The 12761-nt window shown below is 37.7% G+C and carries 11 protein-coding genes and 1 pseudogene; 7 read left to right on the forward strand and 5 right to left on the reverse strand.

What is annotated here, in order from left to right:
- Position 1: 1 nt before the first annotated feature.
- The 3 genes from TLET_RS06250 to TLET_RS10855 form a co-directional block, all read right to left on the reverse strand.
- The gene (locus tag TLET_RS06250; RefSeq protein WP_004083362.1) at positions 2-1393 is read right to left on the reverse strand and encodes a radical SAM/SPASM domain-containing protein; all 1392 of its coding nucleotides are present in this window, start codon (positions 1391-1393) and stop codon (positions 2-4) included.
- A 101-nt stretch (positions 1394-1494) separates the two neighbouring features.
- Entirely contained in the window at positions 1495-1590 is a 96-nt protein-coding gene (locus tag TLET_RS10850) for a Cys-rich RiPP peptide (protein WP_010865309.1), read from the reverse strand.
- A gap of 76 nt (positions 1591-1666) precedes the next feature.
- Complete coding sequence (locus TLET_RS10855) at positions 1667-1831, reverse strand: hypothetical protein (protein WP_012896512.1); 165 nt, start codon at positions 1829-1831, stop codon at positions 1667-1669.
- A 195-nt stretch (positions 1832-2026) separates the two neighbouring features.
- Here TLET_RS10855 and TLET_RS06255 point away from each other — a divergent pair, with 195 nt between their 5' ends.
- Entirely contained in the window at positions 2027-3676 is a 1650-nt protein-coding gene (locus TLET_RS06255) for a helix-turn-helix domain-containing protein (RefSeq protein ID WP_012003258.1), read from the forward strand.
- Between the two features lie 34 nt (positions 3677-3710).
- Here TLET_RS06255 and TLET_RS06260 read toward each other — a convergent pair whose 3' ends face one another.
- Together TLET_RS06260 and TLET_RS06265 are read right to left on the reverse strand one after the other, a co-directional pair.
- The gene (locus TLET_RS06260; RefSeq protein WP_012003259.1) at positions 3711-4979 is read right to left on the reverse strand and encodes an MFS transporter; all 1269 of its coding nucleotides are present in this window, start codon (positions 4977-4979) and stop codon (positions 3711-3713) included.
- Between the two features lie 3 nt (positions 4980-4982).
- A complete protein-coding gene (locus TLET_RS06265) occupies positions 4983-5510 on the reverse strand; it encodes a transcription repressor NadR (RefSeq protein ID WP_028843974.1) in 528 nt (175 codons plus the stop codon).
- 142 nt (positions 5511-5652) lie between these two features.
- Here TLET_RS06265 and TLET_RS06270 point away from each other — a divergent pair, with 142 nt between their 5' ends.
- From TLET_RS06270 to TLET_RS06295, 6 genes and pseudogenes are all read left to right on the forward strand, one after another.
- On the forward strand, positions 5653-6714 hold the full coding sequence (locus tag TLET_RS06270; protein ID WP_012003261.1) for an EAL domain-containing protein: 1062 nt from the start codon (positions 5653-5655) through the stop codon (positions 6712-6714).
- 160 nt (positions 6715-6874) lie between these two features.
- The gene (locus tag TLET_RS06275; protein WP_012003262.1) at positions 6875-8086 is read left to right on the forward strand and encodes an ROK family transcriptional regulator; all 1212 of its coding nucleotides are present in this window, start codon (positions 6875-6877) and stop codon (positions 8084-8086) included.
- A gap of 28 nt (positions 8087-8114) precedes the next feature.
- Positions 8115-9331, forward strand: a pseudogene (locus TLET_RS06280) (extracellular solute-binding protein).
- A gap of 85 nt (positions 9332-9416) precedes the next feature.
- Positions 9417-10298 carry a carbohydrate ABC transporter permease gene (locus TLET_RS06285; RefSeq protein ID WP_012003263.1) on the forward strand — a complete coding sequence of 294 codons (882 nt, stop codon included), beginning with the start codon at positions 9417-9419 and terminating at the stop codon, positions 10296-10298.
- Positions 10299-10315: 17 nt separating this feature from the next.
- Positions 10316-11146 (forward strand): carbohydrate ABC transporter permease, encoded by an 831-nt coding sequence (locus tag TLET_RS06290; RefSeq protein ID WP_012003264.1) that lies wholly within the window; start codon positions 10316-10318, stop codon positions 11144-11146.
- A 2-nt stretch (positions 11147-11148) separates the two neighbouring features.
- On the forward strand, positions 11149-12759 hold the full coding sequence (locus TLET_RS06295; RefSeq protein WP_012003265.1) for a glycoside hydrolase family 66 protein: 1611 nt from the start codon (positions 11149-11151) through the stop codon (positions 12757-12759).
- The last annotated feature ends 2 nt before the right edge of the window (positions 12760-12761 follow it).

Raw genomic sequence — 12761 nt, forward strand, 5'->3', positions numbered from 1 at the left:
TTCATCCTCCGTTAAAATTATCCATTAAAGGTAATAATGTCCATGGATCAAATTCCAAAATTGTTTCTATTATTTTCTTTTCAACATCACATGCTTTGAACATATCTTTTTGGTAATCACGCTTAAAAATGCATCTACTGCAGTAAAACAAGAAATAGCAATCCTTGCACTTGCTGTATCTAGCTTTGGTAAATAATCTCAAAGCTTTATACCTCCAGTCTTTCAAATTCTTTAGTATTTTTTCTTCATTATCTTTTACAACATTCGATATTCTGTATTTTAAATTTCCTACAACCAGCTGGCATGGGTATATGTTTCCAAAAATATCTACAATAAATGAATTCGACCCAGCAGGGCAAAATGTACTAACAATTATCTTGCCAGAAGAGTCACTAGGGTTGAGATAATTCATCAGTAATTTACACAGCAGGGCACGATCAAAGTCATTTAAATCTCCTCTGCGACTTTTTTCTAACAGAGAAGCTATTATTTCATAATATTCTTGAGCAATGGAAATATCGATTCGTAAATTTTTGTCTAAAGAACCATTCCAGTCGTACACCGGAGAGATAATCACATTTGCAGCATTGAATTCGGTATAGAAATATTTGTATATTTTCAAAATATTCCAACCGAGTTGCTTGTGTAACTTGGTGTAGGTAACTTCAAATGATATAGAAAAACCTTTCTGTTTAAGCAAATTTATGTTATTCTTTATCCGATCAAAACTGCTAGACTTGCTATCAAGACTAGGTCTTGTATTATCTTGTATTTCTTTCGGCCCATCTAGACTAACAACCATATAGATTTGGAATTTATCCTTATAGGACTCGTAAATTTTAATAAAGCGATTGATAGTTTCCTCTGAAACAAATAAACTTGTAGCTACGGTTATTCGCAGATTATTGAATTTTTTAGCATACTTTGATGTCAATATTCTGAACATTTCTTCTATCATTTCAATATTTAGGAGAGGTTCTCCACCAAAAATATGTATATTGTGCACATTATAATTCGAAAGAAAGAAATCAAGGGTCCGTACTAATACATTTCTCTTCATAAAGCCAGGATTACCATATGTTCCAGCGTTAGCATAACAGTATCTGCATTTTAATCTACAAACCTGAGATACATTTAGCGCTAAACGCAAAATATCATTATCTTTAACCAACTTTCTTTTCAGAGAAATTAAAGTATTTTTCTTTAACTTTTCGAGCTCTTCTATGACATTTTTGGCTTTAGTGCGAACTAGGTAAGAAGAAGCCTTTCTTGTTATTTGTATACTATCATCTAATTTGTAGAAATCAAAATTAACCTTGTCTAGAAGATACCTATTATTGCGAGGAGCTTCGATCAATGAGAAAAAGACCTTGGGTAGATTAATGGTTATCATCTCTTAAAACCTCCTTGGTAAAATGAAATAGAGCCTCTTGATGAACCCCTTCCCCTGGCCTTTCGCCAGGGGAAAGGGAAAAAAGCGGCTGCTATTTTTCCTTAACCACACCAACCACAGACGAGACCAGCTCCTCCACATCCTTTTCCTGGGTTCAAATAATCATTAGGAACAACTGGTTTTGGCATCTTCTGCATAGCATCCCCTCCTTTCGTATGTGGTTTCCGAACACCGGTGTTCGGATTCAGAATTACTTAATAAACAAAAGAAACCCTAATTTCCAACAGTTAAATCTTCCGAATGCAACTTCTCTATCAGGAAGGTGTGAACAACAGTTTTTTCCCTTACCGTCGTTTGGTAGTCATCAGAAGGGCTGGGAAACACGAGTGTGTATAAGAGAGAAAGCAGAATAACCATTGTGAGAATGATCCTTCTCACGATTTTCACCCCCCTTCCTTATTAAGACAGATCTTTTGTGATCTTTAAAACTTTTCCGGTTCTGAAAAGCCATTTTTAAGGCATTCTACGATAGAGGATTTTTATTGAGATTTCATATTTTGTGTAATTTCACCCCTAACGTTACACAGCAGTGTGATAAAATAGCGTAAAAGTAATAGTTTTGGAGGGAAAGAATTGAAAAGGTATCAACTTTTGAAAGCACCATTTCAGCATGGATTTCTCTTCTCACGACCACTTGTTATGTACTGCTTCAAAACATGCCATGATTCAGCCTGGAAACATTACATAAGATTTCTGAAATACCGTCATGAAAAGCTTTACGAGGAAGCTCTTTCAGAGATAGATAACGCAATAAAGGTTTGCAACTCGATCGCCTTTCGCTACTTTCTTCTTTCAGAAAAACTCACCGTGCTCGGTTATATGGGAAAACACGAGGAAGGAATAAAACTTTACTCTCATTTACGCGGTAGAATGAGAAACGTTTCACCGAATCTCAGGAGCATATTTATTGGAAACCTTCTGAACTATTGCTCCATGTATCTACACAACGCTTTTGAATGTTTAGGGAGAATAAAGCCAGAGGCTCATCATCTGGAGAAATCCTCTTATGCTTTTATACTGATAGGAAAAGCAAGATATATGGCAAGAACAGGAAACGTCAAAGAAGCAATAGAGTCCTATGAAAAAGCATTGAAAATACTGCAAGAAATTCCTCATCCTTCTGGAATAATTGCCTGTCTTAACGATATGGCATGGTATACAAAGGAGAAAGATCCAGAAAAAGCCAAAGATATGGCAGAAGAGGCACTCTACTGGAATGGATACTTTTTTGATGCTCCGCGTTTCTATGCGCTGGACACATTGTTTGAGGTTCAAAGGACAACTTCTGATCCCGCAATCGTTGAAACTGCCAGACTGATTGAAATCGCTTCTGAAGGATTAAAAGACAGCGCAAGTGATCTCTTGAAAAAAGACCAGAGACTGTTTTTGAGATTGAACAATTCTCTCTATAGGAACACAAAATCTCTCCAGAGATTTCTGAGAAGAAACACCACATCCATCAAACACCTCTCAGAAATAACAGGAGTTGCAAGAAACAGACTGAGCGACATATTAAACGGGAAAACACAAAAGATTCGGGGAGAGACGTTGAGGAAAATAGCAAAAGCTTTTGAAAAGTCCAACATTTTGTCTTTTCCTCCTCCCTTATTAAGTGAATGGGTAAAACTGAGGATAGAAGAGAATTTCTCGGCTGCATTGAGAGAGATAAAAACAAAAAGATTGGAGGAAAGACAAATCCTTTTTCTTTCCACTTACATGGCTTTTCTTGATAGAGAATTTCTTTCAAGGAAAGAAAGACTCAAAAAGGCATACACACTCCTTGAAGATATTGAATCGTTCGCTGACTTCATGGCAAAAGATCACCGGACCATGGAATTTGTTGTTTCAATGGTGAAGGCTCATCCTTTCATTGAAGGAAGAAAAGAAGCGGTGAAGAAAGCCCTTGAAAGGATGAAAAGAAGGAAACTGGAAAGATTCACTTTGAAATACATCGAGATGAAAGAATCTGACAGAAGGCTTTTGGATAAATTTCTAAGAAACTACGGAAGGTACTATGGAGTGAGGTTTGGCATCAGGTTAAAAGGGCCGGATGTGGTGAGAGAGTTTGCAAAAAAGTACCATCTAAAAATTCAGCCTTTGTTCGCTACATTCTGGTGTGAGGAAGATAGCAGGGTGAGAAAAAGATTGGAAAAAATGATGAAAAGATGGTGCGAATCTGGCGAAAAAGTTTCTGTCCAGTGCAAAAAAGCAAATAATTATTAAATCTGTAATTCTTGAAATCGTAAATTTCTTTGAGCTAATCCAGATATTTTCCCCTTGTCTCTCTTCCAAAAACCAGCACAGCAATCCCTGTTAGTATTGCTATCACACAGATCCATCCTAATATCTGTGCAAGATTCTTTCCCTTTTCCATCATAAAACCTGTGTAATAAGGAGCTATAATTCCAGCTATTCGTGCCCATACGCCAGCCGCACCATTTCCCGTTCCTCTGAGAAAGGTGGGGTACAATTCTGGAGTATATGCATAGACCAGTCCCCATACTCCCAAGCAGAAAAAAGAGAGCACCAGGGCCGATATCAAAAGCGAGATGTCTCCACTAACGCTTGCCCACAATATGGTGGAGATACCAGTCCCAATAAAATAAACTCCAAGCGACACCTTCCTTCCCCATTTTTCTATAAAGTACGCGGCTGAAAGATAGCCTGGAAGTTGCGATAGCATCATATAGAAAGTAAACCACGAAGATTTAACAACACTGATTCCCTGAGAAGAAAATATCTTTGGCGCCCAGGTGAACAGAGCATAATAAACAAAACTTACCACAAACCACGCGCCCCATACAACAACAGTGTCTTTGAGATGATCTTTTTTGAAAAGAGAAAAAATAAAGGTTTTTTCTCTCTTTGATAATTCAATATCTTCACATATCTTTGAACCTATTGCCTTTTCAAGAGCCTCTTTACCACCTTTAAGAAAAGAATACTTTGGGGTCTCGCTCATTTTGGCAAACACCGGAACAAAAAGATATCCCGCGGCAAATATCCAGAAAATCCATCGCCAGTTTGGAAGAACAAAAACAGCAAATAATCCAATCAATATACTCCCAACAGCCCAGCTGGATTCCAGAAGAACCAGATATCTTCCTCTAATTTTGAAACCTGTGAACTCAGAAAGATACGTATTGAAAGAAGGCATCAACCCACCATAGCCAAATCCTGAAAATGCCCTCAGGGTTAGAAGTGAGCGGAGTGAATGTGTGAATCCAGATAAAAAAGTGAAGGTGATCGTACAGAGAAAAAACAACAAATTCGAGATCTTTCTTCCAAACAGATCTGCTATAAATCCTGCCAGAAGGGCTCCCACCAGCATGCCAAGAAACGTAATGCTGGCAATCGATGCACCCTGTGTGGAAGAAAGTCCCCATTCTCTTATAACAGGAACAAGAACGAAAGATACAAGCATCACACCTGCCGCGTCGAACATCCATGCAATCGATGTGAGTAGCAGAAATTTTCTCTGGGTTTTCCTGTCAACATATTTCTCAACCACTTCGTCTATCTTCATTCATTATTCCTCCTCTATCAAGAAACCTTTTTTTCTGAGCTCATGTAATATCTTTTCCAGAGATTCTCTGTCGTGAGTCTCAATAGTGTGAAGATGCACCCCTTCAGACAAAGCCAGTAATGGTTCGGTTTTCGTCATCTTCATAAGATTCACAAACTTTATAACATCTTCTTCAGATGAAACATCAACCATTCCCCGTATTTCTCCATAAATTGGGTGCTCCACAATAACATCAACAACTCTTCCACCATTTTTCACTACGCACATAAGTTCTTCCATTATCTCATCAGTACCGTGTTTCACAGCCACTAATTTCGAAATCTTAGACCTTCCTTTTGAAAGCACATAACCCCGTGGAGTTGAGATGAAATCATACCCAATGCTCTTCAAATATGCGATATCTTGAACAATTACCTGCCGGCTTACACCAAGATCCTGTGCCAGCCTCGATCCGCTGATAGGTTCTTGAGATCTCTCAAGGATTTGTATAACCTTTTTCAATCTCTCTTCTCTGAATTCTTTCATACTGATCACTCGACAATATTTTACACCTGCTGTAAAATAATGACAATATATTTGGAAGATCCTAAAACAATTTCTCTGGATTATCTCAATTGCCAAGTTTTCAAAGGCACTTTCATGTTATGGTAAGATCTAATCAGGGGGGGAAAGCATGGGCAGATTTTTACCGAAGTTTCCCACTTCAAGAAAGAAAGTAATTGTGTTTGTACCACATTCAGATTATCTTAATTACTTACTTCATAAATTCAACGATATCTTCAAGCACGATGTGGAAATAGATTTAATGGATGATTATCTTTCTTTCGAGATGGAGTTCGATAAATTCATAGATCTTGCATTGTCTTCACAAGAATTCACACAAATCGAGCTGGAGGAAATAACACTCTTACCACTCGATGTTGGAGAAACCTTTACTTTGCGTTGCTTAAAAAATTCACGAACATTTCAGTACTGGATAGATCTTCGAAGATCGGATGTGCTCGATTTTGTCCTTCAAAATGAATCTCTCACAACCTTTTTTCAACCTGTTGTGAATTACAAAACTGGCAAGGTTGTTTGCTACGAATGTCTCTCAAGAGGAATCGATCAAAATGGTGAACTGATAGCCCCGGCTTTACTTTTTGATCTGGCAAAAAGATTAGATGTACTTCTCGAGCTTAGCAAATTAGCAATAGTAAAAGCTTTGAAGGTCTCTAAGCAAAAAAACATTACTCAACCAGTAAGTATAAACTTTCCACCAAGTATTTTGCTCGATCCTGATTTTGTATATAAAACAATTTCAGATGAATTAGAAAAACTCAAAATGAGACCCGAGCAGGTTATTTTAGAATTAACAGAAAGCGAAAAAGAAATCAAGGAATTTGAGAAGTTTGTCCTTGAATCTTTGAAAAAAAGAAACATAAAAATTGCCATTGATGATGTTGGAAATGGATTTTCATCTCTCAAAAGGCTTGCAAATTTAAAACCAGATATAATAAAAATAGACATGGGACTTGTGAGAGATATCCAGAAAGATCGCTTGAAACGTTATATGGTTGAAGCTCTGGTTTCAATGGCAAAAAAATCAGATATTCAAGTAATTGCCGAAGGGGTTGAAACAAAAGAAGAATGTAAAACCCTGTTTGCGCTTGGTGTGGATTTGATGCAGGGATACTTGTTTGCAAAACCCGGCCCGGAGCCGTTGAGAGAAATTGATCAGAATTTTTCGAAGTGAACTAATCTTTCGCTTTTCCGCTTTTTCTTGGCAGGCTTTCCTTGAGAAAATGCCCTTTGATGTTATGTTTCTTCTTGACATTTCTTATGGATTGTGATATCTTTTTTAATGTGATACTTTTTTCATTGAATAAAGAAATATGAACGTAAGGAGGTTATCGATGAAACTCACCAGAGACATCCTCAAAGATCACAACGAAAAAATCGTTCTCAGAACAATAAGACAAATGGGGGAAGTAAGCAGAACTACAATAAGTAAAAAAACAGGCTTAAGCATTGCTTCTATTACAAACATCACTTCTCGATTGCTTGAAGCAAATCTCATAAAAGAGAATCGCTATGGCAAATCGAAAGGCGGACGACGCCCCGTACTCCTTGGAATAAATGAAAAACATAGCTGGGCTATAGGTGTAAAGGTTGGGTATCTGTATCTGTATTTTGTTGTTACAGACCTCCTTGGTACTCCTGTTTTGGAACAAAAAATACCGTTAAATACCGCTTCGTACAATGCAGTTGTAGAAAAAATTGCAGACTTTGTAAACACCATCGTGAAAATTCCTGAATATGTTGATAGAAAATTTCTCGGAATAGGCGTTGCTGTATCTGGTTCTGTTGACAGTGAGCATGGTATAGTCAAAAGCTCATACATTCTTGAATGGGGAAACGTTCCAATAGGTCCCGTGCTCGAAGAAAGGATCAAAGCTCCCGTTCTTGTATACAATGATGTTGATTCTTTTGCCGTAGCACACTACACGATTGGAAGAGCAAAAAAATACAAAAACTGTATTTTCATTACTTTGGGGAGCGGTGTTGGCGGAGCAATGATCCTTGGTGGAAAACTTTATACCGGAAGGGGGGGAGCAGGAGAAATTGGTCATATGACAGTTATTTGTGATGGTAAGAAATGTTCATGCGGCAGTTATGGATGCCTGGAAGCGGAAATCTCGTTCAATGCTCTGGTTGATCGCATCAAAAAGAAAACGAATATAGAATCTCTTAAAAATCGTTCTTGCCTGACTACAGAAGATGAAGCTATACACTATATTCATAAAGCATTACAGATTGATCGGGAAGCGGTGATAGAAGCTTTTGATGAAATTAGTGTACTTCTTGGTGTTGCCATTAAGAACATGATAAACATTTTTGCGCCAGATTATGTACTCATTGGTGGAGAAGCCTTGGAATTCAGAGATCTTTTTTTGAAGAAAGCTATTCTGATAGCTCGAGAAAATTCATTCGGAGATCTTGGAGATGATGTCGTAATTGATATCGATGACATGGGGGAAGTGGCATGGGTTCAGGGAGTAATTCTAAACCTTATTGAAAAAGAGGTATTCCAGGTTGACGGAAGGGGGAACACTTATGAGGTTTAAATTACCACTGCTAATCTTGCTGGTTTTTATGGTTGTGACAACAGTTGGTTCCAAAAAAGAGATTGTTTTTTGGCATTCTTATTCCACAGATTCAGGTGAATATAAACTACTTGTAGAAAAAATCATACCCGAATTCGAAAAACAGCACTCGGATATCAAAATAGTCGAGATGCAGGTTCCATACGATGAAATGCGACGAAGACTTATCACAGCAACAGCTGCAGCTCAATTTCCTGACGTCATGAGGATGGACATTATCTGGGTTCCGCAATTTGCTGAGATAGGAGTGCTGTTAGCTGTGACGAAACTTTTCCAGAAGATTTTGCATCTCTGAAAGATAATTTTTTCGATGGGCCTTTATCCACGTGCTACTGGAATGATCATTATTACGGACTTCCTCTGGATACGAACACACGTATCTTGCTATGGAATAAAAAAGTGTTTGAAGAAGAAGGTTTGTCAGGACCACCTGAAACTATGGATGAGTTCATAGAGTATATAAAACTTTTGACCAAAGATTTGAATAAAGATGGAACTATTGATCGCTGGGGTTATGCGGATAGCGGTTTGAATCCATGGAATACAATACCCTGGATTTATTCAATGGGAGGCTCAATTCTGGATCCAACTAATTCAAAAGCTGAAGGATATGTCAATTCTTCAGCAAGCGTGAAAGCCCTTGAAGTCTTTTCAAAATTATACAAAGAAGGGTGTATATCTGACACCATAGCAGGCGGTGGTAGCATAGGTTCGTTTGAAGGATATGCTGAAGGGGTTTATGCTATGACTATAGGTGGTCCCTGGAGCTGGTCTATTATTAAAGGACAATATCCTGACGCGGAGATTAATTATTCGCTGTTCCCTCGCGGGGAAAATGGTTCGAGATCTGTGGTTGGCGGAGAAGATATCGTAATTTTCAAAAGTACGCGTTATCCAAAAGAAGCGTGGGAATTTGTAAAATATATGGTCTCATATGAAGTCCAGCGAGAATTTTCTACAGTAGGGCAAATTCCCATTCTGAAAACATTGCTTGAAGATTCCAATATAAAAGAGCACCCATTTATGCTTATATACCTGAAACAGCTCGAAACAGCCGTGGCAAGATCTCCACATCCTGCCTGGAATCAGATAAGCGATGTCCTTCAAAAAGCTTGGGAAGATGCTGTGATAGGAGACATAAATCCAAAAGAAGCACTCGATTTGGCTGCACAAGAAATAGAAGCAATTCTCGATGAATTCGAATAATTTTATTAACTGAGGGCAAGTGATTCATCGCTTGCCCTCAATATCGTTACTATAAGTACAGATGCCCATCAAGGAGTGGCTTTTTATGAAAAAAAGAAGCACCCGAAAAAAAATCATAGGAACCTTTTTTGTCCTACCAGGACTTATTTCGTACTTTGGTTGGACCATTTATCCCATTATCAAATCTTTTTCAATGAGTTTTTACAAATGGAATATAAATCCCGATATACCCCCAGTTTTTGTAGGCATTGAGAACTATAGAAAATTGTTTCAAGATGATTTGTTCTGGTCGGCATTGAAAAATACCATTATATATGTTCTTGTTACTGTCCCAGGACAGATTGTCCTTGGTCTTTTGATAGCAATACTTCTAAACAGAAATATTAAGGGTAAAACGGTTTTTAGACTTTTGTATTATCTTCCTGTTGTTACTTCCTGGGTTATAGTATCCGCTGTTTTCCAATATTTGTTTGCAACAAGAGGTGGAGTTGTGAATTTCTTGCTGAAAGATGTGCTGCATATTATATCAACAGACATCAGGTGGTTCTCACAACCATCTATGGCTATGATACCTGTTTACACCTTGGGGATATGGAAAGGAATAGGCTGGTCGATGTTAATTTTTCTGGCAGGACTTCAAGCTATTCCACGACAATATTACGAAGCTGCACGTGTTGATGGTGCAGGTGCTTGGACCACTTTTCGGCGAATCACCCTCCCTTTATTAAAACCAACATTTGTCTTTGAACTTGTAATGTTGACCATAGGTGGATTTAACGTATTTTTGTCGGTTTATGTCATGACGGGTGGCGGGCCAAGAAATGCAACGCAGGTATTATCAACATATATGTTCAAACAAGCATTTCAATATTTTCACTTTGGTTATGGTGCAGCAATTTCTGTGGTTTTTTTCATATTGGTTTTCTCTATTGCACAACTTCAGCGAATTCTCTTCAAAAGAGATTAAAAATGCGAGGTGGGTAAATGAAAAAGCAACTGATGAATACATTCGTCTTTGCTGCTCTCGTCGTTGGTGCTATGGTTATGATCTTTCCTTTTTATTATATGTTTATAACTTCTCTCAAACAAGCTGCGTATGTTTTCACAATTCCTCCACAACTCATACCAAAGCCGGCAACTTTTGAAAATTATGCCTTCATATGGAAAGAGGCAGATTTTGGACAATATTTTTTAAACAGTGTCATGATAACTATTCCAGGGGTTCTTCTCAACGTTTTTCTCTCAGCATTGACAGCTTATGGATTTGCAAGATACCGATTTCCTTTAAAAGAAATGGTATTCAGCCTGTTAATAGCTACGCTCTCTGTGCCTGGTTTGCTTTTGATAATACCACAATTTCAAATCATCAGTAAATTCAAGTTCCTTATGGATAACAAACTGACAGTTATTTTAACAGCTGGTATTAGTGGAATAGCGTTCAACGCATTTTTCCTCAGAGGGTTTTTCGAAGGATTGCCAAAAGAAATAGAGGAATCTGCTGAAATAGATGGCTGCAACGCATTTCAGATTTTCTGGCATATAGTTATTCCTATGGCTCGCCCGGCTATTGCTACTCTCGCCATAATGTCGTTTCTTGGTATCTGGGATGACTACTTCTGGCCTTCTTTGATTCTACAATCAAAACATAATTGGACTTTGCCCATAGGAATCATGGCTTTGAAAGGCCAGCATACAGTTAGATGGAATCTTATCTTTGCTGGAACTATGATAGCAGTGGTACCTGTGATAATTATATATTTCTTGCTTCAGAAATATTTTGTGAAAACTGTAGCAGAAGGAGGATTGAAATTTTAACTATGAGAGCAATTTTCGACAAAGCCTATTATTGCCCTGGAGATACTATTGTATTGCATATTGAATCTTCTGCGGAAAACCTTTTCAGAGTGAGATTTCTTAAATTGACTGATTGCGTTTTTGAAACAATTACAACAAAAAAGAATATCGAAATTGTGGTCCCCCCCAACGCTTTCGGAGGATATGGGGTTGATATTGAAGCATTGGACGAACATAATGAGGTCGTTGATAAAATTCACAGGGGAATCACAGTTGCAAAAAAATGGTCTGACTTTCCCGTGTATGGATATCTCACAGATTTTAGACCGAAACGGTACGATATTGAGAAAACACTCAATTGGCTAACTCAATATCATGTCAGCGCTCTTCAGTATTACGATTGGATGTATGATTACCACAAGCTCGTGTATGAAGAGGGAGACCTGTATAAAGATGCATGGTGGCGAAAAAGGTATATTTCGAACAAGATACTTAAGGAGCTGATAAATACCGCGCATTCTAAAAATATTGTTTCTTTGGCGTATGTATCCATTTATGCGGCACGAAAAAATGTAGCAATTAAGCATCCCAACTGGGCAATTTACGTACACGACAAAGATAAAATCAACCTGTTAGATTTTTCAAACAAACTCTGCATAATGAATACCTACAAAAATAGTGGATGGACAAAACTACTATATGAAGAGTGCAAAAAGGTTATTGAGTTTGGTTTCGATGGAATTCATCTCGATCAGTATGGTTACCCAAAAGATGGAGAAGCCCTTGCTTTAGAAGAAGACACTTATAAACCTTACAACACATCAAGAGGGTTCAAGGAATTCATAAATGAGCTGAAAAAGTTTATTGAAAAACCATTGATTTTTAATTATGTGGATAACTGGCCATCCGAACTTCAAAACAATCTTAAAACTGAAATTGTCTATATAGAACCATGGGAATGTTGTCCAACCTTAAAAGAACTTTCCCGAGCGACACGTGAAGCCCGAAAAAGAAGTAATGGAAAAATTCCAATTATTGCTGGATACATCAATCATAACTTCACTGAATCTATTCTTTTGACTGACGCAACTATACTTTCTTCCACAGGCCAAAGACTCGAATTGGGAGAGTACAAGAGGCTTTTGAGTGGACCTTACTTTCCCAACGATTGGGGTACTGTAGATAAAAATTTAGCGACACATTTGCTCAGTTACTATGACTTCTTTGCACGTTACAGGGATTTTTTTGAGGGTGAATTTAAATTGATTAAAAACGCTCACGAAATATGTGAAAACGCGTCCACAGAACCAGAGGCCAATAAAATCTGGATTTCTATTTTAAATTTAAAAGCAAAAAAAGCTTGCATGATAAATATGGTTAATTACATCGGCGTTGAAAAACTGACCTGGAAAAAACCTCTCTCCCAGCCAGAAAAGTTGGAGAATATTTGTGTCTCAATTCCATTCGAATTAATTTCCTTTGAAAATCCGGATTTTTATTTCGTCTCAGCTGATAATCAACTTGAACCAGAGCAAATATCGGTTAAACTTTTTCAAAACAGATATGAGATCAAGATTCCGCATCTTTATTATTGGAGTTCGATTCTAATCATTTCAAATAAAAAGGAGGAATAAAC

It is taken from the genome of Pseudothermotoga lettingae TMO (assembly GCF_000017865.1).
Classification (GTDB): domain Bacteria; phylum Thermotogota; class Thermotogae; order Thermotogales; family DSM-5069; genus Pseudothermotoga_B; species Pseudothermotoga_B elfii.